The organism is Methylobacterium sp. 285MFTsu5.1 (genome assembly GCF_000383455.1).
Classification (GTDB): domain Bacteria; phylum Pseudomonadota; class Alphaproteobacteria; order Rhizobiales; family Beijerinckiaceae; genus Methylobacterium.
Window position 1 is genome coordinate 81,164 of record NZ_KB911282.1, and the last position, 23,626, is coordinate 104,789.

The 23,626-nt window shown below is 71.8% G+C and carries 20 protein-coding genes; 10 read left to right on the forward strand and 10 right to left on the reverse strand.

From position 1 onward, the window contains the following. The first annotated feature begins 228 nt into the window (after window positions 1-228). From H288_RS0119000 to H288_RS0119015, 4 genes are all read left to right on the forward strand, one after another. A complete protein-coding gene (locus H288_RS0119000; RefSeq protein ID WP_026605084.1) occupies window positions 229-1,419 on the forward strand; it encodes an aspartate aminotransferase family protein in 1,191 nt (396 codons plus the stop codon). Window positions 1,420-1,587: 168 nt separating this feature from the next. Next, window positions 1,588-2,568 (forward strand): ornithine carbamoyltransferase, encoded by a 981-nt coding sequence (argF, locus tag H288_RS0119005; protein WP_020094164.1) that lies wholly within the window; start codon window positions 1,588-1,590, stop codon window positions 2,566-2,568. Window positions 2,569-2,845: 277 nt separating this feature from the next. After that, window positions 2,846-3,889, forward strand: a complete 1,044-nt coding sequence (locus H288_RS0119010; protein WP_020094165.1) for an Hsp33 family molecular chaperone — start codon at window positions 2,846-2,848, stop codon at window positions 3,887-3,889. Window positions 3,890-4,058: 169 nt separating this feature from the next. Next, window positions 4,059-5,324: a hypothetical protein gene (locus tag H288_RS0119015; protein ID WP_026605086.1), complete on the forward strand. Its 1,266-nt coding sequence runs from the start codon at window positions 4,059-4,061 to the stop codon at window positions 5,322-5,324. Between the two features lie 91 nt (window positions 5,325-5,415). On the opposite strand, the gene speG is transcribed toward H288_RS0119015, so the two are convergent. The 3 genes from speG to apaG are packed head-to-tail and all read right to left on the reverse strand — an operon-like array spanning window position 5,416 to window position 7,578. Further along, complete coding sequence (gene speG, locus H288_RS0119020; RefSeq protein WP_026605087.1) at window positions 5,416-5,967, reverse strand: spermidine N1-acetyltransferase; 552 nt, start codon at window positions 5,965-5,967, stop codon at window positions 5,416-5,418. Window positions 5,968-5,981: 14 nt separating this feature from the next. Continuing rightward, a complete protein-coding gene (gene argE / locus H288_RS0119025) occupies window positions 5,982-7,151 on the reverse strand; it encodes an acetylornithine deacetylase (RefSeq protein WP_020094168.1) in 1,170 nt (389 codons plus the stop codon). Between the two features lie 34 nt (window positions 7,152-7,185). After that, on the reverse strand, window positions 7,186-7,578 hold the full coding sequence (apaG, locus tag H288_RS0119030) for a Co2+/Mg2+ efflux protein ApaG (protein WP_012319280.1): 393 nt from the start codon (window positions 7,576-7,578) through the stop codon (window positions 7,186-7,188). Between the two features lie 256 nt (window positions 7,579-7,834). Here apaG and H288_RS0119035 point away from each other — a divergent pair, with 256 nt between their 5' ends. Both H288_RS0119035 and H288_RS0119040 read left to right on the forward strand, forming a co-directional pair. Beyond that, window positions 7,835-8,959, forward strand: coding sequence for a 2'-deoxycytidine 5'-triphosphate deaminase (locus H288_RS0119035; protein WP_020094170.1), 1,125 nt, complete (start codon window positions 7,835-7,837; stop codon window positions 8,957-8,959). Window positions 8,960-8,994: 35 nt separating this feature from the next. Continuing rightward, a complete protein-coding gene (locus H288_RS0119040; RefSeq protein WP_012319278.1) occupies window positions 8,995-9,456 on the forward strand; it encodes an Lrp/AsnC family transcriptional regulator in 462 nt (153 codons plus the stop codon). A 22-nt stretch (window positions 9,457-9,478) separates the two neighbouring features. On the opposite strand, the gene H288_RS0119045 is transcribed toward H288_RS0119040, so the two are convergent. The 7 genes from H288_RS0119045 to H288_RS0119075 form a co-directional block, all read right to left on the reverse strand. Next, window positions 9,479-10,000, reverse strand: a complete 522-nt coding sequence (locus H288_RS0119045; RefSeq protein WP_020094171.1) for a cysteine dioxygenase family protein — start codon at window positions 9,998-10,000, stop codon at window positions 9,479-9,481. 188 nt (window positions 10,001-10,188) lie between these two features. Then, the gene (pgl, locus tag H288_RS0119050) at window positions 10,189-10,914 is read right to left on the reverse strand and encodes a 6-phosphogluconolactonase (protein WP_020094172.1); all 726 of its coding nucleotides are present in this window, start codon (window positions 10,912-10,914) and stop codon (window positions 10,189-10,191) included. 55 nt (window positions 10,915-10,969) lie between these two features. Beyond that, window positions 10,970-11,947, reverse strand: coding sequence for a phosphogluconate dehydrogenase (NAD(+)-dependent, decarboxylating) (gene gnd, locus H288_RS0119055; RefSeq protein WP_020094173.1), 978 nt, complete (start codon window positions 11,945-11,947; stop codon window positions 10,970-10,972). A 131-nt stretch (window positions 11,948-12,078) separates the two neighbouring features. Next, on the reverse strand, window positions 12,079-14,928 hold the full coding sequence (locus tag H288_RS0119060) for a bifunctional transaldolase/phosoglucose isomerase (RefSeq protein ID WP_020094174.1): 2,850 nt from the start codon (window positions 14,926-14,928) through the stop codon (window positions 12,079-12,081). 83 nt (window positions 14,929-15,011) lie between these two features. Next, on the reverse strand, window positions 15,012-17,087 hold the full coding sequence (gene tkt, locus H288_RS0119065; protein WP_020094175.1) for a transketolase: 2,076 nt from the start codon (window positions 17,085-17,087) through the stop codon (window positions 15,012-15,014). Then, window positions 17,084-18,973 (reverse strand): glycoside hydrolase family 15 protein, encoded by a 1,890-nt coding sequence (locus H288_RS0119070; protein ID WP_020094176.1) that lies wholly within the window; start codon window positions 18,971-18,973, stop codon window positions 17,084-17,086. Before H288_RS0119070 ends, tkt begins: the two co-directional genes overlap by 4 nt. A gap of 108 nt (window positions 18,974-19,081) precedes the next feature. Then, window positions 19,082-19,681: a hypothetical protein gene (locus H288_RS0119075; protein ID WP_020094177.1), complete on the reverse strand. Its 600-nt coding sequence runs from the start codon at window positions 19,679-19,681 to the stop codon at window positions 19,082-19,084. Between the two features lie 221 nt (window positions 19,682-19,902). Between H288_RS0119075 and H288_RS0119080 the strand changes: the two genes are divergently transcribed. The 4 genes from H288_RS0119080 (at window position 19,903) to H288_RS32495 (ending at window position 23,624) form a co-directional block, all read left to right on the forward strand. Beyond that, window positions 19,903-20,490 (forward strand): ANTAR domain-containing protein, encoded by a 588-nt coding sequence (locus H288_RS0119080; protein ID WP_026605088.1) that lies wholly within the window; start codon window positions 19,903-19,905, stop codon window positions 20,488-20,490. Further along, complete coding sequence (locus H288_RS0119085; RefSeq protein WP_020094180.1) at window positions 20,487-21,485, forward strand: CmpA/NrtA family ABC transporter substrate-binding protein; 999 nt, start codon at window positions 20,487-20,489, stop codon at window positions 21,483-21,485. Before H288_RS0119080 ends, H288_RS0119085 begins: the two co-directional genes overlap by 4 nt. A 127-nt stretch (window positions 21,486-21,612) precedes the next feature. After that, window positions 21,613-21,792, forward strand: coding sequence for a hypothetical protein (locus H288_RS32490; RefSeq protein ID WP_020094181.1), 180 nt, complete (start codon window positions 21,613-21,615; stop codon window positions 21,790-21,792). A gap of 563 nt (window positions 21,793-22,355) precedes the next feature. Then, complete coding sequence (locus H288_RS32495; RefSeq protein WP_085986811.1) at window positions 22,356-23,624, forward strand: FAD-dependent oxidoreductase; 1,269 nt, start codon at window positions 22,356-22,358, stop codon at window positions 23,622-23,624. Window positions 23,625-23,626 lie beyond the last annotated feature (2 nt).

Here is a 23,626-nt window from a genome sequence, read left to right on the forward strand (position 1 = left end):
GATTCTCCGGTGATCCGGGACGGGCCCGCCGCAGATTCGCCGTCAGGATCGGCTCTATCGGTGCCGCGCGCAGGGCTGCCCGTCGGGCCCGCCGGGCACTGAAACGTTGACAGGCGCCGGCTCTTTCATAGTAATCGCGCGCGTGCCGCCCAGGACTGAGGCGGCACTTTCATTTGGAGCCGGCTCAACGCTCGCTCCGGGATCCTGCGTGAAACGGAGATGGGACCCGTGACGTCAGCCCTTCTGCCGACCTACGTCCGCGCGCCGCTCGCTTTCGAGCGCGGCGAGGGCGCCTGGCTCGTGACGGAGGGTGGGGAGCGATATCTCGACTTCGGCGCCGGCATCGCGGTGAACGGCCTCGGCCACGCGCACCCGCACCTCGTCGGCGCGCTGACCGAGCAGGCGGGTAAGATCTGGCACACCTCGAACCTGTTCCAGATCCCGGGCGGCGAGCGCCTCGGGCAGCGCCTCGTCGACGCGACCTTCGCGGACGTGGTGTTCTTCTGCAACTCGGGCGCGGAGGCGAACGAGGCGGCGATCAAGATCGCCCGCAAGTACCACGCGGCCGGCGGGCAGCCGGAGCGCTACCGGATCGTCACCTTCGCGGGCGCCTTCCACGGGCGGACGCTGGCGACGCTCGCGGCCGGCGGCCAGCAGAAGTACATCGAGGGTTTCGGTCCGAAGGTCGAGGGCTTCGACCAGGTCCCGGCCGGCGACTGGGCCGCGCTGGAGGCGGTGATCGGGCCGGAGACGGCGGCGCTGATGATCGAGCCGATCCAGGGCGAAGGCGGCGTGCGGGAGATCCCCCACGCGGACCTGCGCCGGCTGCGCGAGATCTGCGACGCCAACGGCCTCCTGCTGATCATGGACGAGGTCCAGACCGGCGTCGGCCGCACCGGGCGGCTGTTCGCGCACGAATGGTCCGGCATCACCCCGGACATCATGAGCGTCGCCAAGGGCATCGGCGGCGGCTTCCCGCTGGGCGCCTGCCTCGCGACCCGCGAGGCCGCGCGCGGCATGACCGCCGGCACGCACGGCACCACCTTCGGCGGCAACCCGCTCGCCATGGCGGTGGGCAACGCCGTGCTGGACGTCGTGCTGGAGGAGGGCTTCCTCGCGCGCGTCGCCCGCTCCGGCCTGCTGCTCAAGCAGAAGCTCGCGGCCCTGCGCGACCGCCACCCGCACGTCATCCAGGAGATCCGCGGCGAGGGGCTGATGCTCGGCCTCAAGCTCGGCGTGCCGAACACCGACTTCGCCGCCGCCGCGCGGGACGCGCATCTGCTGGTGATCCCGGCGGGCGACAACATCGTCCGCCTGCTGCCGCCGCTGACCATCGGCGAGGCCGAGATCGACGAGGCGGTCCGCCGCCTGGACGCGGCGGCGTCCGGCTTCGAGGCCGTGCGCGGCGCGGCCGAGTAGGATCGATCCGCGCGATTGAGAACACCGCCCCCCGGACCCCGGAGGGCGGCCCGAAGCATTTCCGGGCGCGGTCGATCCCGCCGCGCGTGACGGAGATGCCCCTGCCAGGAGGTAGAGTGCGGTTCATGATCAGGTGATCGGTGAGCAGACTCTAGTGATTGTGACGCGATGAAAGCCCAGATTGACGGCCGGGCACAGGCCCCGGCCAGGCACCTGAACGGTGCCGGCCCTCGTCATTTCCTCGACCTCAAGGATTTCTCCGGTGCGGAGCTGCGCCGGGTCCTCGATGCCAGCGCCGCCATCAAGGCGCGCCGCCGCAAGGGCGAGCTGGCGGCCGAGCGCCCGCTCACCGGCAAGACCCTCGCTATGGTGTTCGACCGGCCCTCGACCCGCACCCGTGTCTCCTTCGACGTGGCGATGCGCGAACTCGGCGGCGAGACCCTGATGCTCACCGGCTCCGAGATGCAGCTCGGCCGCGGCGAGACCATCGGCGACACCGCGCAGGTGCTCTCGCGCTTCGTCGACGCGATCATGATCCGTATCCTCGACCACGGTCAGATGCTGGAGCTGGCCGAGTACGCCACCGTCCCGGTGATCAACGCCCTGACCAAGGTCTCCCACCCGTGCCAGATCATGGCCGACGTGCTGACCTTCGAGGAGCATCGCGGGCCGATCCGCGGCCGCAAGGTCGCGTGGTCGGGCGATTCGAACAACGTGCTGGCGAGCTGGGTCCACGCCGCCGCCCGGTTCGACTTCACGCTCAACGTCGCGAGCCCGCCGGAGCTCGCGCCGCCGCCGGCGCTCCTCGCCTGGGCGCAGCAGGAGGGCGCCGACGTCCACGTCACCACCGACGCCTTCGCGGCCGTCGACGGCGTCGATGCCGTGGTCACCGATTGCTGGGTGTCCATGGGCGACGACGACGAGGCGCACCGCCACAACCTGCTCAGCCCCTATCAGGTCAACGACAAGCTGATGGCGGCGGCGAATCCGGGCGCGATCTTCATGCACTGCCTCCCGGCTCATCGCGGCGAGGAGGTGACGGCCGAGGTGATGGACGGCCCGCGCTCCGTGGTGTTCGACGAGGCCGAGAACCGCCTGCACGCGCAGAAGGGCATCCTGGCCTGGTGCCTCGGCGCCAGCGGGCTCTGATCCCGCACTCATACTGTCCGGCCTCGCGCTCGCGGGGTCGGCGCACCATATAGGCGTGAGCGGGCGGCCCGTGCTGCCCGTCTCCCCATCACGGCCGCCGGAAGGCGGCATCCCGGCGACGAACGGAGCGCGCTGCGCCGCCGCTCCCGCTCCGGGCTGGACGGGGTGAGGGATCCGATCGCTCCGCCAAGGTCATCGCCTCACGCCGCCCGGCCCCCGGGAGGACGGATCCCCGCTTTGCCGGCACGCGCCGCCGGACGCATCGATCGGAGAGGGCATGACCTCAGGAACGCAGTCGCACCCCCAGTCGCCATCCCAGCCGCAGGCCCCGAATGCCGGCAACGGCCATGCCGGCGCCGACGACGCCGTGCTGCCCTTCGCCGTCGAGGCGCTGGACGTGCGCGGCCGCGTCGTCCGCCTCGGCCCGGCCGTCGACACAATCCTGCGCCGCCACGGCTACCCGGACCCGGTGGCGCGCCTGCTCGGCGAGGCCGCGGCGCTGACGGTGCTGCTCGGCTCCTCCCTCAAGTTCGAGGGCCGGTTCCAGCTCCAGACCAAGACGGACGGTCCGGTCGCGATGATCGTGGTCGATTTCGAGGCCCCGGACCGGCTGCGCGCCACCGCGCGGTTCGAGCCGGAGCGGGTCGCGGCCCTCGGGACCGGCCCGCTCAAGGATGCCGAGCTGATCGGCACCGGGCATCTCGCCATGACCATCGACCAGGGCACCGCCGCGAGCCGCTACCAGGGCGTCGTCGCCCTCGAGGGCCAGAGCCTGGAGGAGGCCGCGCACCAGTATTTCCGCCAGTCGGAGCAGATCCCGACGCAGGTGCGCCTCGCCGTGGCCGAGGCCGTGGAGGAGGGGGCCGGGCGCTGGCGGGCCGGAGGGCTGCTCGTGCAGTTCCTGCCCCAGTCGGTGGATCGGGCGCGCCTCGCCGACCTGCCCCCGGGCGATATCCCGGAGGGGCACGCGCACCTCTCGGGGGAGGCGCCGGAGGACGATGCCTGGGTCGAGGCCCGCTCGCTGGTCGCGACCATCGAGGATCACGAGCTGGTCGACCCGAACGTGTCGAGCGAGCGGCTGCTCTACCGGCTGTTCCACGAGAGCGGGGTGCGGGTGTTCGACCGCCAGCCGGTTCAGGAGACCTGCCGCTGCTCGCGGGAGCGCGTGATGGGCATGATCCGCTCGTTCACGCCGCAGGAGCGGCACGAGATGGTGGCGGATGACGGGCGCATCGTCATCACCTGCGAGTTCTGCTCCCGGCGCTACGACCTCGATCCCCAGGAGGTCGAGGCCGAGATCGCCGGACAGCCCGGCCAGTAGAGCGCAGGACAGCGGGCCTGCGGACCAGCATGCCCGCGTCTACGGCCAAGCTTTTCCGCGCGAAACGCACGAAGATCGGTATTCGTTGCGTAAATTTTTGATCCCTCCAGGCTGAACCGTTTCGCGACCTTTGACGTTGCGTCGCAGATTCAACATTGGAGGGTACGCCATGCGGAAATTATCGATCGGATTGGCCGCGCTGCTGATCAGCACCTCGGCCTACGCCCAGCAGGGTGGCGCCGATCGCGGCGCCGGGATGGGCGGTCGCGGCGGTCAGGGTAACGCCGAGTCCGGCATGAAGGCCGGCGGCGGCGAGCGCGGCGGCATGCAGGGCGGCGCCCAGGGTGGCATGCAGGGTGACATGAAGGGCGGCCGCCAGGCGGCGTCCGAGCGCTCCGGTGCCGAGGCAGGCCGGTCCGCGCAGGGCCGCGAGGCCGGCGGCGAGGGCCGCACGGGTCAGGATCGCATGGCTCAGGACAAGGACCGGGCCGGCACCGAGCGGGGCGACCGCCGCGGTGATCGCGCCGACCGCGACGAGCGCGGGGATCGCGACGGCGCGCGTGCCGATCGCGGTGACCGTCGCGGTGACCGCCGCGCCGACCGCGCCGATTTCCGGGGCCGGACCGACGTGAGCCGGACGGATGTCCGGTCCGAGCGGGTCGAGGGCGGCTTCCGCCGCGAGGGCCGCTACGTGTTCATCGGCGGCCGCCGGGTCGTGTACGGCTCGCCGGAGTATCGCCGCCTGATCGTCACCGAGAATCGCGGCCCGCGCGCGCGTTACGTCGTGATCCGCGGCCAGCGCGTGCTCTACGGTTCGCCCGAGTACCGCCGCTTGGTCAGCGTCCGCGAGACCGGCCCGCGCGAGCGCTACGTCGTCATCCGCGGCCAGCGCGTGGTGTACGGCTCCCCCGAGTACCGCCGCCTCGTCTCCGTCCAGGAGGACCGCTTCGTGACGATCCGCGGCCAGCGGGTGCGCTACGGCTCCGCCGAGTACCGGCGCCTGAGCGGCGGCGGTGCGGTCAGCGCGAGCTTCCGCTCCGAGCAGCGCGCCGGCGCGCGCTTCGACAACCGCGGCGAGCGCGACGGCATCCGCAACGCGTCGCGGAACGAGGGCCGCAACGAAGGCCGGATGGACCGGAACGACCGCGGCCAGGATCGGGGGATGGACAAGGCCTCCCGTCAGCAGGAAGGCAAGAACGACGGTATGCGCAACAGCGACATGCGCGGCGGTCAGCAGGACGGCATCCGCAACGCGTCCGATCGCGGCGGCCAGCAGGGCGGAATGAAGTCCGGCGCCGAGGGCGGCCGGACGGGCGGCGCGGAGCGCGGCGGCATGAGCGGCGGCAGCGCGGGCGGCAACGGCGCCATGGGCGGCGCCCAAGGTGCCGGCCGGGCCGGCGGCCAGACCCAGACGGGCGGTGCCGGCCGCAACTGAGCGGCGTGAGCGCGGGGGCGGGGCCGACGGGCTCCGCCCCCGCGTCGTTTCAAGCTCGTCCGTCGCCCGTCGGCGGCGGACGAGACCCGGTTCAGACCTTCAGGACGGGCTCGGCGATGTCGCCGCCTCCGCCGCGGGCCCTCAGGTAGTCCGGCTGGAACAGGCACATCCGCACGGCGTCGCGGTAGCGCCCGTTCACGAAGAACTCGTCCTTCAGCACGCCCTCGGGGTGGAAGCCGCAGCGCTCGTAGATCCGCACGGCCCGGGCGTTGTCCCGGTCGACGTGCAGGTAGAGCTTGTGGATGTTGAGCACGCTGAACGCGTAATCCATGGCGATCCGGGTGGCCTGCCACGCGTAGCCGCGGCCCTGGAAGCTCGGGTGGATCGCGATCTGGAACTCGCAGCGCCGGTGCAGGTGGTTGATCTCGACGAGCTCGATCAGCCCGGCCGGCTCCCCGCTCGGATCGGCCACGATGAAGCGCCGCTCGGTCTGGTTGTGGATGTTGCGCTCGTAGAGCTGCTGCAGTTCGGCGAAGGACTCGTAGGCCTCCTCGAACCAGTAGCGCATGATGCTGTCGTTGTTGTTGAGCTGGTGGACGAAGCGCAGGTCCTCCCGCTCCAGCGGACGCAGCTTGATGGTGATACCGGTCGCCGCATTCATGACGCACTGGCCTCGATCAGCTCGCGCAGGAAGTGCTCACCCTGGCCCAGGGCATCCAGGGTGATGAACTCGTCGGGCTGGTGCGCCTGGGCGATGTCGCCGGGGCCGCAGACCACCGTCGGGAGACCGGCCGCCTGGAAGCGCCCGGCCTCGGTGGCGTAGGGGACCGCGACGGTGTGGTTGCGTCCGGCGAGGCGCAGGCAGAGGCGCTCGGCCGCCGAGCCCGGCTCCGGGGCGAGGCCGGGGATGTCGACCTCCTCCAGCGTCTCGATCCGCCCGAACGCGCCGTAGCGGTTGAGGCGCTCGCGGGTGACCCGCTCGACCTCGGCCGCGAAGAGCCGCGGGATCTCGGCCGGGTCGAGATCCGGCAGGCCGCGATACTCCCAGAGGAAGCGGCACTCCTTGGCGAGGATGTTGCGGGCGGTGCCGCCCTGGATCGTCCCGACATGGACCGTGGTCGAGGCCGGGTCGAACCGCCCGGACGGGTCGCCGCGCTCGATCATCAGGTCGGCGATCCGGTTGAGGCCGGCGACGAGGTCGCAGGCGGCCGATACGGCGTTCGCGCCGAGGGCGGGGCGGGCGGAATGGGCCTCGTGGCCGTGGACCGTGGTGAGGCAGGTGACGATGCTCTTGTGGGCGTCCGCCACCTCCATGCCGGTGGGCTCGCCGACGATCACCGCGGCCGGTCGGGGCAGGCCGTCGCCGAACCGCGCGATCCCATCCATCGAGCCGAGGCAGGTCGTCTCCTCGTCGTAGGAGAGCAGGATGTGGATCGGCCGCTTCAGACCGGCGGCGAGCATGTCGGGCACGAGCGCCAGGGCCAGCGCGTCGAAGCCCTTCATGTCGACCGCGCCCCGTCCGTAGGCCCGGCCGTCGGCGACGCGCAGGGTGAACGGGTCGCCGGTCCAGGCTTGGCCCGCCACCGGCACCACGTCGGTGTGGCCGGACAGGATGGTGCCGCCGTCGACCATCGGGCCGACCGTGGCGAGGATGGCGGCCTTGTCGCCCGCCGCGTTCGGGAGGCGCAGGTACGGGACGTCCCAGCCGTCGAGATAGGCGCAGACGGCGTCGATCAGGGCGAGGTTGGACTTGTCGCTCTCCGTGTCGAAGGACACGAGGCGGGCGAGCATGTCGAGCGGGCTCAGCCGCTCGCCGGTCGCGGACATGGATTCCTCCGGGGCGAGGCCCCGGGCCGGGACCTCAGTGCAGGCTGCGGCGGACGTGCGGGCTGTCGAGGGAGAAGGCGGGGATCTCGGCCTCGAAGCTCTCGCCGGCCACCGTCGCCATGGTGTAGCTGCCGGCCATCAACCCGTCGGGCGTGTTGAGCGGACAGCCGCTGGTGTAGCAGAAGGACTCGCCCGGCTCCAGCACCGGCTGCTTGCCGACCACACCGGTGCCGCGCACTTCCTGGCAGGCCCCGTGGCCGTCGATGATCCGCCAGTGGCGCGAGCGCAGCTGGACCTGCTCGCTGCCGTTGTTCACGATCTCGACCGTGTAGGCGAAGAAGTACCGGCTCTCGGTCGGCGAGGACTCCTCCTCGACGAAACGAGACTGGACCGTCACACTTATTCCCCGCGTCTCGGCCTTGTACATCGCCCTATTTGGCCCTTCTTCGGACGGTACGACTCGCGGAAGCCGAATGGAACGCGCTTCCCGGCCGGTGGTAGTGGGCGGCGGAATCGCCGTCAATTGCGGCGGACTACCTCGCGCGGCGCGGCGGGCCGCCGGTCGCGGCGCCGGCCTCACGAGGCCTCCGGACGCGGTTAAGCCCGCGTTAGCGGGTCCCGGCGGACAACGCTGCTCGGCGTGACGCGGACCGGCCGGGGCGCGCGAGGGAGTCAGGGGCGCGATGAACGCGGGCGCAGCCACGGGAGCCGCCGAGACGAGCGCGGACGGCCGATCCGGCATCCTGCCGGCCCAGGCGATCGCCGCCCTCGCGCGGGCGGGCGGCATCCGGAATGCGAGCCCCTTCGCGGCCGATCAGATCCAGCCCGCGAGCCTCGACCTGCGCCTGGGCGCCAGGGCCTACCGGGTGCGGACGAGCTTCCTGCCCGGCTCGGGACGGACGGTCCAGGCCTGCGTCGACCGGCTGTCGCTGCACGCCGTCGACCTGCGCCCGGGCGCCGTCCTGGAGACGGGCTGCGTCTACATCGCGGAGCTTCAGGAGAGCCTCGCCCTGCCGGCCGATCTCGCGGCGGCCGCGAACCCGAAGAGCTCGACCGGGCGCATCGACGTCTTCACCCGCGTCATCACCGACCGGGGCGAGGCCTTCGACCAGGTCGAGCCCGGCTACGACGGGCCGCTCTACGCGGAGATCTCGCCGCGCACCTTCCCGGTCCTCGTGCGCAGCGGCTCGCGGCTGTCGCAGATCCGCTTCCGCCGCGGGGCGCCGCGGCTGACCGAGGCCGAGCTCGGCCTGCTGCACGCCCGCTCGGCCCTGGTCGACGCCGGCAGCCCGTCCTTCCAGGGCGGCGTGGCGGTCTCGGTCGACCTCGCCGGCTTCGACGGCCTCGTCGGCTACCGGGCGAAGCGCCACACCGGCCTCGTCGACGTCGACGCCCCCGGTCGCCACCGGGCGGCGGATTTCTGGGAACCCCTCGCCGCCGACGGATCGGGCAGCCTGATCCTCGATCCCGGCCAGTTCTACATCCTGGCCTCCAAGGAGGCGGTGCAGGTCCCGCCGGACCACGCCGCCGAGATGGTGCCGTTCGATCCCCTCGTGGGCGAGTTCCGCGTCCACTACGCGGGCTTCTTCGACCCGGGCTTCGGCTATGCCGGGGCCGGCGGGGCGGGCGCGCGGGCCGTGCTGGAGGTCCGCTCCCGCGACGTGCCCTTCCTTCTGGAGGACGGGCAGATCGTCGGCCGCCTCGTCTACGAGCGGATGCTCGACCTGCCGGAGACGCTCTACGGGGCGGGGGCCGGCTCGAACTACCAGGCCCAGGGGCTCAAGCTCTCGAAGCACTTCGCCCTGTAGTCCGGCCCGGACGCGCCGACGGGAGCATCGATCGCATGGACGCCGTGGACCGGAAGATCCTCGATCTCCTCCAGCAGGACGCGACGCTCCCGGTGGCCGAACTCGCCGAGCAGGTCGGCATCAGCGCGGCGCCGTGCTGGCGGCGGGTGAAGAAGCTGGAGGCGTCCGGGGTGATCCGCCGCCGGGTCGCCCTGGTGGACCGCCGCAAGGTCAACGTCCCCACCACGGTGTTCGTGGCCGTGAAGGCACCGCGCCACGCCGCAGACTGGTCGGACGCGTTCCGGCGGGTGGTCGCCGGCTTCCCGGAGATCGTCGAGGCGTGGCGCCTGACCGGCGAGATCGACTACCTGCTGCGGATCGTGGTGCCCGATATCGAGGCCTACGACGCGGTCTACCAGCGCCTCATCGCCAAGCTCGACTTCTCGAACCTGTCCTCCTCCATCGCCATGGAGGAGATGAAGTACACGACTGCCGTCCCGACGATCTACGTGGCGTGACGCGGCCGCGCCGCGGCGGGGCTCAGCCCGCCGCCACCGCGTAGGTCCGGTGGATCGACGAGTCCTGCGCCCGGTGGTCGTAGCCGTAGACGTGGATCGAGACGGCCGCCTCCGGCCCGTCATTGGCGATCCGGTGCAGGTTCGGCCCCGTTGGCATCATGCAGGCGACGAAGCCGGGCATGCGGACGGCGTCCATGGTCGCCACCGCGTGGGTCTCGCTGATCGGACGGTACCACGTCTCCCGCAGGCTGCCGCGCAGCAGGCCGAAGCAGCACGAGCAGTGGTGGTCGTGGACCGGCGTGACCGTGCCGGGCGCCCAGACCATCGCCCAGACGCTGATCGCCTCGGTGCCGAACAGGAGGTTCCGGCTCAGGCCGGGCCCCCGGCCGACCAGCCGCGACGGGTCGAGCAGATCCGGCTGGGCCAGCAGGCGCACCAGGGTCGCCCGGGCCGAGGCCAGATAGGCCTCCGGCGAGCGGCTCGCGGAGCGCGCGAGGTTCGCCAGCATCGCCTCGACGTCGGTCGGGGTGGTGGTCTGCGGCATCGGCAGGTCTCCTTCGGTGCCCTTTCACGAGGCTGCACGAAGGATACCCAGAGGCTGGCGATGACGGGTTGCGTTCTCGAACGTCATCACGTGCGACGTGGCAATGCCATTGCCCGGTGACGCCCGAGTAGGAAATGGTGTTGCGCGCGCCCGATCATTCCCGCGCGGCTGACGCCGGCGCGGCGGGTTCAGCCGGCCGCGGCCTCGTCGAGCAGCCACGCCACGGCGCCCGCGCTGGTTACGCGGCCGGCCGGCAGGGTCTCGCCGGCGGCCAGCCGGGCCAGCGGGACCCGCTTGCCGGCCCCGGTGACGAGGAACAGCACGTGCCGGGAGGACGCGAGCGCCGGCAGCGTCAGGCTGATCCGCGGAACGAACGGCTCCAGGCCGGCCTCGGGCACGGCGACGACGAGCCGCCGGGTCTCGTCGACGGCGGGCTTGCCGGGAAACAGCGAGGCGGTGTGCCCGTCCTCACCGAGGCCGAGGAGCACGAGGTCGAACAGCGGGCGGGCCGGATCGAGGCGCTCGGCCCCGTAGAAGTCGAGGAGCGTCCGCTCGTAGGCGCGGGCGCCCGCCTCCGGACCCTCGTCCGAGGGGATGAAGTGGAGATGCGTCGGCGGGATCTGGGAACCGTGCCCGAAGGCCTCCCGAACCATCCGGACATTGCTGCGCGGATCGTCCCACGGCACGGCGCGGTCATCGCCGAAGAACCAGTGGATCCGCTCCCACGGCACCCGGGCCGCGTAGTCCGGCCCGGCGAGCAGGCCGTACAGCACCTTGGGCGTCGAGCCGCCCGAGAGGCAGAGCGCGATCCGGTCGGACCGGCTCTCGCCGCAGGCCACGATGATCCGCTCGGCCGCCTCGCGGGCAACCGCCTCCGGATCCTTCAGGACGTGGGTTCCGACGGGAAGGCTCATGGGTTCGGGCCCTGCGGCTTCGGGGGTCGGACAGGTCGGCCTGCGGGCGTCCCGCTCAGCCCTTCGGCTCCTGGTGGCCGCCGAAGCCCTTGCGCATCGCCGAGAGCAGCTTGTCGGCGTAGCTCGCGTGCTCGCGGGAGCGGAAGCGGCGGTAGAGCGCGGCGGAGAGCACCGTCGCCGGGACGCCCTCCTCGACGGCGGCGTTGATGGTCCAGCGGCCCTCGCCCGAATCCTCGACGTAGCCGGAGAAGTCGGTGAGCTGCTCGTCGCCCGCGAGTGCCTGGGCGGTCAGGTCGAGCAGCCAGGACGAGACGACGCTGCCGCGGCGCCAGACCTCGGCGATGTCGCCCATGTTGAGATCGAAGCGGCGCTCGGCCGGCAGGTCGGACGCGTTGGCGTGGCGGAGGATGTCGAAGCCCTCCGCGTAGGCCTGCATCAGGCCGTACTCGATGCCGTTATGGACCATCTTGACGAAGTGGCCGGCGCCGGTCGGGCCCGCGTGAATGTAGCCCTGCTCGGCGCGGGGGTCGCGCCCCTCGCGGTTCGGCGTCTTCGGGATGTCGCCGATGCCGGGCGCCAGGGTCTTGAAGATCGGGTCGAGGCGGTCGACGGCTTCCTTGTCCCCGCCGATCATCATGCAGTAGCCGCGCTCCAGGCCCCAGACGCCGCCCGAAGTGCCGACATCCACGTAGTGCAGGCCCTTCTCCTTCAGGGCGGCCCCGCGGCGGACATCGTCGCCGTAGAAGGAGTTGCCGCCGTCGATGATGCAGTCGTCCGCCTGCATCAGCCCCGAGAGCGCCTGGACGGTCTGCTCGGTGATCGCCCCGGCCGGCAGCATCACCCAGGCCGCGCGCGGCACCTCGAGCTTCGAGACCAGGTCCTCCAGGCTCGACGCGCCGACCGCACCGGCCTCGACCAGGGCGGCGACGGCCGCCGGATTCTGGTCGAACACCACGGCTGTGTGCCCGTCGCGCAGGAGACGCCGGACGATGTTGCCGCCCATCCGGCCGAGGCCGATCATGCCGAGTTGCATTGCTGCCCTTCCTTACCGATTGCCCCCGCGCGGCGAGGGTCAGGCCCCTACGGCTTCACCGACGTCACAGGCGATCCGCCGCGGCGGACCGGCGGCGGGCCGGGAAGCCCCCCGCCGGCGGTCCGGGACGGCTAGACGACAGCCATCTTCAGCGCCGCCGCGACCCGCACGAGGCCGGCCTTCGTGTCGCCGCCCTTGAGGTGGACGCGCAGCGCCCGCCGGCCGCGCTCGGCGAGGACGGCGAAGTCGCCCCGCGCCTGCGCCGCGACGACGGTGCTGAACCCGAGCTTCCGGCCCGGGATCGGCAGGTCCTCGGCAGCGTCCGCAGTGATCTGCAGGAACACGCCGGTGTCCGGGCCGCCCTTGTAGGCCTGGCCGGTCGAGTGGAGGAACCGCGGCCCGAACTCCAGGCAGGTCGCGACTTTGCGGGCGTCGCGCACGGCGATCCGCGGCTCCTGCAGGATCGCGGCGGCCTCGGCGTCGCGCGGGACGTAGGCCAGGAGCCCCAGGTAATCGCCGTCCTTCAGGCGGCCGATCTGCGCCTTCATCGCGGCCTCGAGCCCCTCGGCGGCCGGCTTGAGGGCGTCGGCGTTCCGCGGATCGGCGTAGAGCGCGACCCAGTCGTCCTCGTAGAGCGGCGTCTCGGCGGGGAGGGCGCCCTTCGCCTCGGCCTCGGCGAACAGCTTCTTCGTCTCGACCTTGCTGGCCTCGACGTCGGGCTGGTCGAACGGGTTGATCCCGATCACTGCACCGGCCACCGCGGTCGCCATCTCCAGGCGGTAGAATTCCTGCGGCAGCTGCTCGATCGAGTCGAGGGTGATGCGGGCGATCGGGTGGCCGTCCCGCTCCAGGGCGCGCAGGGCCTCGTCCTGCGCGGCCTCGGCGTTGCCGTCGAGGCGCAGGTAGACGAAGAACCGGTCGTGGCCGTAGACGGCCGGGACGCCGACCGGCTCGCCGTCCACCGGCACGAGGCCCTTGCCCTGCTTGCCGGTCGATTCCGCGATCAGCTGCTCGGCCCAGGCGCCGAAGCTCGCGATCGCCGGGGAGGCGACGATCGTCACCTTGTCGCGCCCGGCGAGCGCCGCGGCGCCGATGGCCGTGCCGAGCAGGACGCCCGGGTTCACGGCCGGCGGCACGGCCGGGCCGCAGGAGCGGACCATGATGCGGGCGGTCTCGAGGAGCGCCTTCACGTCGAGGCCCATGGCGGCGGCCGGCACGAGGCCGAAGGCCGAGAGCACCGAGTAGCGCCCGCCGATCTGCTTCACGCCGTAGAAGATCTTTTTGAACCCATCCGCCTTCGCGGCGCGCTCCATGTCGGAGCCCGGATCGGTCACGGCCACGAAGTGGTCGCCGGCCTTCTCGCCGAGCACGTCCTTGGCGCGGGCCAGGAAGTAGTCGCGGAAGACGTTCGGCTCCAGGGTCGAGCCGGACTTGGACGCGACGATGAACAGCGTCTTGGCCAGGTCGATGCTCGCCTCCAGGGCGCGCACCTGATCCGGGTGGGTCGAGTCGAGGATCTGGAGCTTCGGGAACCCCTCGCGCTGGCCGTAGGTCAGGCTCAGGACCTCCGGGCCGAGGCTCGACCCGCCCATGCCGAGCACGACCGCGTCGGTGAAGCCCTGCGCCTTCACCCAGTCGGAGAAGGCGGCGTAGTCGGCGGCCTTCTCGAGCTCTTCCTCGACGATGTGCAGCCAGCCGAGCCAGTTCGCCTCGTCGTGGCCGGACCAGACCGAGGCGTCGCCCGCCCAGAGCCGGCGGATCGACCCGCTGGCGCGCCAGGATTCGACGGCCTTCTTGGCCTCGGCCGCCAGGGTGTCGTCCATGGCGAGGCTCTGCCCGTCCAGACGGTGCCCCAGCAGCGCGACGCGCTTGCCGGCGACGGCGCCCAGCAGGTTGTCGGCGGCGTCGATGAAGAGCTGCACGCCCTCCTTCACCAGCTGCTCGGCCACCGCCTCGATGTCGATCCCGGCCCGGGCGAGGCGGTTCATCACCGCCTCGGCGCCGGGCACGTCCTCCTCGATCGTGGCCCGCACCACGCCGTGGTCGCGGAACGCGTCCATGGTGGCCGGCGGCATCGTGTTGACGGTGTTCGGTCCGATCAGCTCCTCGACGTAGAGGACGTCGGAATAGGCCTTGTTCTTCACGCCCGTGGAGGCCCAGAGCAGCCGCTGCGCCTTGGCGCCCTTCTCGGCCAGGGCGGTCCACTTGGATTCGGCGAAGATCGTCTTGTAGCGCTGGTAGGCGAGCTTGGCGTTGGCGATCGCCACCTTGCCCTTCAGCTGCTCGAGGGCGAACTTCTCGTCCGGATCGTTGGCCTGCGCGATCTTCTCGTCGAGGAGCTTGTCGACCAGGACGTCGATGCGGCTGATGAAGAAGCTCGCCACGCTGGCGATCCGCGAGACGTCGTGGCCGGCCTTCGCGCGCGCGTCGAGACCGTCGATGAAGGCGCGCGCCACGGCCTCGTAGGCCTCCTGCGAGAACAGCAGGGTGACGTTGATCGAGATGCCCTCGCTCGTCAGCTGCCGGATCGCCGGGATCCCCTCCGGGGTGGCCGGCACCTTGACCATCAGGTTGTCGCGGGAGACCGCCTTGTGCAGGCGGCGCGCCTCGGCCAGCGTCGCCTCGGTGTCGAGGGCGAGGTAGGGCGAGACCTCCAGGCTGACGTAGCCGTCGGCGCCGTCGCTCGCCTCGTAGACCGGGCGGAGCACGTCGGCGGCCGCCTGGATGTCGGCGATGGCGAGCCCCTCGTAGAGGTCGATGACGCGGCTGTCGCCGGTCGCCTGCACGGCCTTCAGGCTGTCGTCGTACTCGTCCGAGTGGCCGATCGCCTTCTCGAAGATCGACGGGTTGGAGGTGACGCCCCGCAGGCCGTCGCGCTCCACGAGCTGCTTCAGCTCGCCCTTCTCGATGAATCCGCGGGCCACGAAGTCGAGCCAGACCGCTTGATCCTGTTCGTCGTGCAGGGCCTTGAGCGCGTTCATGTCGGTTCCTCGCCTCGCGTACCGCGTACTCTCGCCCGAACGCACCCTCCCGCCCGGACCGGGCGGGAGAGCAGGCCCCCGGGCTACTTCTTGTGCTTGGCCACCTGCGCCTTCGCGGCGTCCAGGACCTTCTCGGGGGTAAAACCGAACTTGGTCTGGAGATCCTTGATCGGCGCCGAGGCGCCGAAGGTGTGCATGCCGATGATCGCGCCCTCGGAACCGGCGTAGCGGTCCCAGCCGATGACGCTGCCCTGCTCGACGGCCACCCGGGCCTTGACGGCGGGGGGCAGCACCGAGTCGCGGTAGGCCTCGTCCTGGCGCTCGAACAGGTCCCAGGACGGCATCGACACGACCCGGGCCTTCACCCCCTCGGCCTTCAGGGCCTCGTAGGCACCGACGCAGAGCTGCACCTCGGAGCCCGAGGCGAGCAGGATCACGTCGGGCGTGCCCTCGCTGTCGGCCAGCACGTAGCCGCCCTTGGCGGTGCCGGAGGCGGCCCCGTACTTCGCGCGGTCGAGGGTCGGCAGCGGCTGGCGCGAGAGGGCGAGAACCGCCGGCTGGTTCTTCAGCGTGAAGATCACCCGGTAGGCCTCGGCGACCTCGTTGGCGTCGGCCGGGCGCAGGGTCACGAGGCCCGGGATGCAGCGCAGCGACAGGAGCTGCTCCACCGGCTGGTGGGTCGGCCCGTCCTCGCCCACGCCGATCGAGTCGTGGGTGAAGATGTGGAAGACCGGCAGCTCCATGAGCGAGGCGAGCCGGATCGGCGGGCGCATGTAGTCGGCGAAGACCAGGAAGGTCGCGCCGTAGGCCCGCAGCCCGGAGAGGCCGAGCCCGTTCACGATCGAGCCCATGGCGTGCTCGCGGACGCCGAAATGCAGGTTGCGGCCGCCCGGCGAGAACGGGCCGAACGAGCCCGCGCCCTCGAAGGTCAGGTTCGACTTGTTGGACGGCGCCAGATCGGCCGAGCCGCCGAGCAGGAACGGCACGTGCTGGGCGATGGCGTTCAGCACCTTGCCGGAGGATTCGCGGGTGGCGAGGCCCTTGGCGTCCGGCTCGAAGACGGGGATGTCCTTGTCCCAGCCCTCCGGCAGGCGGCCTTCCAGGAAGGCGTTCAGGTCCTCGGCGTGGGCGGCGTCCGCCTCCTTCGCCTTGGCGAGCAGGCCCTGCCACGAATCGTAGAGGCCGGCGCCGCGCTTGCCGATGCCGTTGCGGAAGTTCTCCTGCACGCCGTCCGGCACGAGGAACTGCGCGTCCTCCGGCCATCCGTAGGCGCGCTTGGCGCCCTTCACCTCGTCCTCGCCGAGCGCGTCCGAGTGGGCCTTGGAGGTGCCCTGCTTCTTCGGGGCGCCGTAGCCGATCACCGACTTGACGATGATGAGCGTCGGGCGGTCGTTGGTGGCCAGGAAGGTCTCGATCGAGCCCGCCAGCGCGTGCACGTCGTTGGCGTCGGCGACGCGCAGCACCTGCCAGCCGTAGGCCAGGAAGCGGGTCGCGACCTCCTCGCCGAAGGCCAGCTCCGTGTGGCCCTCGATGGTGACGGTGTTGTCGTCGTAGATCCAGCAGAGGTTGGCGAGCCGCAGGTGGCCGGCGAGCGAGGCGGCCTCGGAGGCGACGCCCTCCATCAGGTCGCCGTCCGAGCAGACGGCGTAGACGTTGTAGTCGAACAGCGGCAGGTTCGGCCGGTTCAGGTGCTGGCCGAGGAAGCGGCTGCCCATGGCCATGCCGACCGAGTTGGCGACGCCCTGGCCGAGCGGGCCCGTGGTGGTCTCGACGCCGGTGGTGAAGTGGTATTCCGGGTGGCCCGGGGTCCGGCTGTCGAGCTGCCGGAACTTCTTGATGTCCTCCAGCGACACCGCCGGGGCATTGCCGCCGTCGCTCTCGGCGACGCCCGCGAGGTGCAGCAGCCCGTAGAGCAGCATCGAGGCGTGGCCGCAGGACAGCACGAACCGGTCGCGGTTCGGCCAGTGCGGGTGCGCCGGGTCGTAGCGCAGGTAGCGGTTCCACAGCGTGTAGGCGACCGGCGCCAGCGCCATGGGCGCGCCGGCATGGCCCGAATTGGCCTTCTGCACCGCGTCGATCGCGAGCGTCCGGATCGTGTTAATGCTGAGCGTATCGATCTCAGCGAGGGCCGCCTTGGCGGGAGTGTCAGCACCGCTCATGATGTCGCGTCTTCCAGTTCGCCTCGCGCGGTCCGCTTCGCGGCTTCGCGCTGCCGTAGGACGGCGGGAGGAGCTCCGTTGGCCTTACCACCCTGCCGATCCGCCGGCCCTTCGCCGCGCGTATAGCTGAGGAGCGTGTTGACGAGGGCGACGTGGGTGAACGCCTGAGGGAAGTTACCCACAAGACGCTTGGCTTGCACGTCGTATTCCTCGCTGACGAGGCCGAGATCGGTGCAGATGCCGATCAGGCGCTCGATCAGTGCCCCGGCCTCGTCGCGCCGCCCCAGGCCGATGAGGTTGTCCACGTACCAGAAGGTGCAGGGCAGGAAAGCCCCCTCGGAGCCGGTCAGCCCGTCGGTGGTCTGGCCCTCGGTCTCGTAGCGGAGGATGAAGCCGTCCCGCATCAGCCCCTTGCCGATCGCCTCCACGGTGCCGACCACCCGGGGATCGTCCTGCGGGAGGAAGCCCGTATGGGCGATGAGCAGGAGGCTCGCGTCCAGGGCCTTCGCGCCGTAGGACTGGACGAAGCTGTTGAGAGCGGGATCGAAGCCCTTCTCGCAGACTTCGGCGTGGATCTCGTCCTTGACGGCGCGCCAGCGCTCGGCCTGCTCCTGCGTGGCGCCGTTCTCGTGCATCTCGTGCATGCGCAGCGCCCGGTCGAACGCCACCCAGGCCATGACCTTCGAGTGCGTGAAGTGGCGACGCCCGCCGCGCACCTCCCAGATCCCCTCGTCGGGCTCGCGCCACGCGGTCTCCAGGTGGTTCAGGATCGCGAGGCCGACCCGCAGGCCGTCCTTGCTCACCGGCAGGCCGCGGGCATGGGCCTGGTAGAGCGCGTCGAACAGCTCGCCGTAGACGTCGAGCTGGAACTGGCTGGCGGCGGCGTTGCCGATGCGGACGGGCCGCGAGTTCTCGTAGCCCGGCAGCCAGTCCAGCTCGATCTCGGGCAGCAGCCGCTCGCCGGCGATGCCGTAGAGGATGTGCGCCTGCTCGGGATTGCCCGCCACGGCCCGCAGCAGCCAGCCCAGCCAGTCGCGCGCCTCGTCGATGTAGCCGCCGTCCATCAGGGCGATCAGCGTCAGGGTCGAGTCGCGCAGCCAGCAGAACCGGTAATCCCAGTTCCGGATCCCGCCGAGCCCCTCCGGCAGGGAGGCCGTGGGCGCCGCCACGATGCCGCCGGTGGGCTCGTAGATCAGCGCCTTGAGGGTCAGGAGGGAGCGCTGGAGCATCCGGTCCCAGCCCGTGCCGCCGGCGCAGCGCGACGACCATTCGCGCCAGTGCTGGTCGGTGGCCTCGAGGACCTTGCGCGGCTCGATCGGGGGCGGGTCCTCCTCGTGGGAGGGACCGTAGCTCAGGACGAACCGGTGCTTGTCACCGGCATGGACGGTGAACTCGGACACCGTCGTCTGCGCGTCCGATCCCTTGAGATGGACGTCGGTGCGCAGCACGACCTTGTGAGGGCCCGAGACGGCGCGCAGGTCGCCCAGCTCCGAGCGGGAGACCCAGGGCACGGCCGAGCCGTAATCGAACCGGACCGCCATCTCCATCCGCATGGCGACGCGCCCGTGCACGCCCTCGACGAGCCGCACCAGATGGGACCCGTCGCCGACCGGCATGAAATCCGTGACCAGGACCTCGCCCTGCCGCGTGGTGTGGCGGGTTTCCAGCACGAGGCTGCCCGGCCGGTAGGACCAGCGCGTCTCGACGTGCTCGGCCTCGGGGAAGATCTTCCAGAAGCCGTGCGCCTCGGTTCCCAGGAGGCTGGTGAACAGGGCGGCCGCGTCGAAGCGCGGCCAGCACAACCAGTCGACGCTGCCCTGACGGCTGATCAGCGCCGCGCTCCGGCAATCCCCGACGAGCGCGTAATCCTCGATGCGTGCAGCCATCCGGCCCCGGCCCCGGTCCGCGGCCGGCAGTCCGGGCCGTCCGCTGCGACGCACCTAGGACGTCCGGTCACGAGATCCAGAGGTCGGGGTGCCCGCTGCCCGACGCGGTCAGCGCAGGCAGTCGGCCACCGCCAGGGCCACCGTGCCCTGGACCGCCCTCGCGCTGCTGCGCACGAGATTCGCCGCGTCGCCGACGGCCCGCGCGGCCGGAACCAGGGTCTCCACCACCGAGGCCGCGAAGGGCATGGCCTGCGACGGGAGCAGGGCGTCCTCGGCCTCATCGGCCGCCCCGCGGGCGGGCGCCATGGGATCGGTGTTGCTGCGGGGCGTCTCGGGGCAGCGCCGGCCGGGGCAGGCGCGCCGGCCCGCGGCCGCGACGTGGGCGTTCGCCCGTGCGGCCACGGCCGGACGGGCGGGCAGGGACCCCGTCCGCGCGATCACGGCGTCGAGCGGGTACTGCTCGGCGAACGCGATCACGGCGGGCGGGCGGCCCGGCGCCGCGACGGCGGCGATCGGCGCGAAATCCGTGGGTCCGGGAGCGGCGGACACGCCCGCTTCGACCCGGGCGCCGGGCTGTCCGGGCTTCGAGGTCGGGCAGTAGAGCGAGGCCACGCCCAGGATTGCCACGACGGCCAGCGTCGGCAGGAAGGGCATGGACACGCGGCCGTGGGCGGCGGCCGTCAGGGCGGGCTGATCTGGCCTGCGCATCCGAATCACCGATCTCCTTGACCGCCGCGAGGCCTGTACAGTGCGGCCAGCATTGCGGCGGAAGCTGGACCGTTTCTTTGCGCAGCGGTTACTGGTGCCGCAAGGTGGGATTCCGCGGAAACGGGCGCCGCGGGCCCAGCACGGGCACGGGCCTTGCTTAGCTCGCGGCGGCCCGCGCCGGGCCGGCCTCGAGAAGAAGACCCGCCCCGTACCGGGCCACGATGACTGAAACCAATCTCACCGTCGCCGTGATCGACCCGAGCCGCGCCCGCGCGGCCATCCTGGAAGAGGGCCTGCGCGCCGCCGGGATCGGGCGCGTGGTCGTGATTCCCGACACCGCCGACCTCATGGAGCGCGTCGCCGCGCTCAAGCCCGACGTGGTGGTGATCCATCTGGAGAGCCCGAGCCGGGACATCCTGGAGCAGATGTCGGGTGTCTCCCGGCAGGTCGAGCGGCCCGTGGCGATGTTCGTCGACCGCTCGGACTCGACCATGATGCAGGCCGCCGTCGATGCCGGGATCTCCGCCTACGTGGTGGACGGGCTGCGGGCGGAACGGATCAAGTCGATCCTCGACATCGCGATCCTGCGCTTCAACGCCTTCGCGCGCCTCCAGCGCGAGCTGACGGAGGCGCGGGGCGAACTCGCCGACCGCAAGCTGATCGAGCGGGCGAAGGGCATCCTGATGACCATGAAGGGCCTCTCCGAGGACGAGGCGTACAAGCAGCTGCGCCGCAAGGCCATGAACGAGAAGCGCAAGATCGCCGACATCGCCCGGGCGATCGTCACCACCGCGGACCTGCTCGGATGAGGCTCCAGCTCGGCTACGTTCCGCTCTGCGACGCGGCGCCCCTGATCGCGGCCCACGAACTCGGCTTCGCCCGGGCCGAGGGGCTCGACCTCGACCTCACCGCCGAGCCCTCGTGGGCGACGCTGCGCGACCGGCTGGCGCTGGGCCATCTCGACGGCGCGCACATGCTGGCGCCGCTGGCGCTGGCGAGCCGGCTCGCCCTGTCGGGGCCGCCCTCAGACCTGATCGTGCCGCTCCAGCTCAGCACCGACGGCAACGCCGTCACGCTGTCCAACACCCTCTGGGCCGCGATGGACCCGGCCAGCGAGGCCCTGGCGGATGTCGCCCGCGCCTTCGCGGGCGTGGCGGAGGCCCGGCACCGCGCCGGCAGCCCGCTGACCCTCGGCACGGTGCATCCCTTCTCGTGCCACAGCTACCAAGTGCGGCTGTTCGCCGAGGCCGGCGGCCTCGACGCGGCGGCGTTCCGCACCGTCGTGGTCCCGCCGCAGCACTGCGTGGAGGCGCTGGCGCGCGGCCTGGTCGACGGGTTCTGCGCGGGCGCGCCCTGGAACGACGTGGCGGTCGCGGCCGGCCACGGGCGTGTGGCGGTCCACGGCAGCGCCCTCGCGCCGAACGCGCCCGAGAAGGTGCTGGCCGTCTCCGCGCGGCTCGACGGCGCGATCCTGCCGCTGGTGCGGGCGGTCGCCCGGGCCGGACGCTGGTGCGCGGATCCGGAGAACCGGACCGAACTGATCCATCGCCTCGCCCGCCGGACCTATCTCGATCTCGATCCCGCCCTGGTCGGCCGGGCCTTCGGCGATCCGGACCTGTCCGCCGAGCCCGGCACGCGCATCCGCTTCGGCGCGTCGGTCGAGGAGCCGCGCGCCGCGCAGGCCCGGTGGCTGCTGGAGCAGATGCGGGCGTCGCAGCAGGTGCCCGCGCAGTTCGACATCGCGGCGGCGATCGCGACCGTCTACAGGGCGGATCTGTACCGGGCGGCGATGGCGGATCTCTGACGACGGCGACACTTCGCGCGGTTCGTCATCGGCGCGCGGAATCGCGGCGAACAGCGGCGGAACGCGGGGCACGCTCGCCCGTTGTGCTTGAGCCATGCCTGGATGCCGCAAACTCGAAACTGGATCGTTGATCTCGCATCCGCGCGGGCGGGTCGAGCTTCGACGCTACGTCACGCGGGGCGGCCGCGTGCCCCGCGCCTGCAACGACAACCGTCGGGCGGGATCGCACCACGCCTGGTACTGGGTCCTGGCCGCCGGCGCGATGCCGACGCTGGGGCTCCTGGCGATGCTGTCGACACTCCTGTAACGGACCGCGACGTCGATGCGGGCGCGTTCCAGGCGCCGGCATTGCGCGCCTGCGATTCTACAACTCGAGAATCGGTCCGACTCGCGGCGTTATAGTCGCGAGAACTGACGTAATACGTTCATCATAATCCGAAGCTGCGCGTTGCCGGTCAGCCCATCGGGGCCGACGCGGCGATCGCGTGCGCGCGGTAGCCCCCCGTCGACGCGCCTCCGGAAATTTCCCGACCTTCCTGTCGCTGCCGGAAAGCCCGGTCCGCCCGTGATCGCTTTTGCGACGGGTCGCACAGTTTTTGTGCAGTGCCGAAGCCGCCGCCTCGACGGCCGAAACGTCCCGGCCGCCCCACCGATCCTGCGGGTCCGCGCGGCGCTCGCGGACCGCGCGGCGTCTGGCACGGAACCTGCAAACCTCCCCCCGTCCGTCAACGGCGACGGACAGCGCCGTCAGCGAGGCCGCTGATCCGGTTCTCCCTTGGGCTGAAGCCTGCCGGGAGACGACCGGCAGCGGCTTTTTCGTGGGCGGTCCGCCAACGACCCTGCACTCGAGGTTCCAGACGCGATCGAGCGATGGCGACATCCCCCATGGACACACGCGGACACGACGCGGGCGCCGGGAACGGCCCGCCGCGCGAGAGGCTGGTCGTCGTCGGCAACGGCATGGCCTCGCTGCGCTTCCTGGAGCGGCTGACCGAGGCCGCGCCCGGCCGCTACGACATCACCTGCATCGGGGCCGAGCCCACGGCCGCCTACAACCGGGTCCTGCTCTCCTCGCTGCTCGGCGGCGAGGTCGACGAGGCGGCCTGCGCCTTCCGGGGCCTCGACTGGTACGCGGATCACGGCATCCGCCTGATCACCGGCGCGCCGGCGACGCGGATCGACCGGGAGAACGGGCTCGTCATCGTGGGCGAGACCCACGTCCTGCCCTTCGACAGGCTGGTCCTCGCGGTCGGCTCCCTGCCGATCCGCCTGCCGAAGCCCGGCATGGACCTTCCGGGCGTCATCACCTTCCGCGACCTCGCCGACGTGGCGGCGATCCGCCGTGCCGCCGTGCAGCACGCGAAGGCGATCGTCATCGGCGGCGGCCTCCTGGGCCTCGAGGCGGCGGTCGGGCTCGCGCGCCTCGGCGTCGAGACCACGCTGCTCCACGTCATGGACCGGCTGATGGAGCGCCAGCTCGATCACCACGCCGCCGGGCTGGTGAAGCGCGCCATGGAGGCGCGGGGCGTGCGCGTCATCCTCAAGGCCGACACCGCCCGGATCGAGGGCGCGTCCCGGGTCGAGCGCCTCGTGCTGGCGGACGGCACCGCGCTCCCGGCCGACCTCGTGGTGATGTCGGTGGGCGTGCGCCCCTCGGTGGCGCTGGCGCAGGAAGCGGGGCTGGCGATCGGCCGGGGCATCACGGTCGACGACCGGATGACCACTTCGGACCCGCGGATCTTCGCGCTGGGCGAGTGCGCCGAGCACCGCGGCCAGATCTACGGTTTGGTCGAGCCCGCCTACGAGCACGCCGACACGCTCGCCCGCCACCTCTCGGGCGAGCCGGCCGAGTACCGGGGCACGGCCCTGTCCACGAGCCTGAAGGTTTCGGGCCTGCCGGTCTTCTCGGCCGGGATCGTGGACACGCCCGACGACGCGGAGGCGATCGTGCTCTCCGATCCCGGCGCCGGCCTCTACCGCAAGCTGCTGGTGCGCGGCGGCCGGCTGATCGGCGCGGTGTTCGTCGGCGACATCGCCGAGCAGGGCGCCTGCAAGGGGCTGATCCGCTCCGGCGACCCGATCGAGAACGTGGACGACTTGATGTTCGGGCGCCCCGCGCCCGAGCCCCTGGCTGCTTGAGG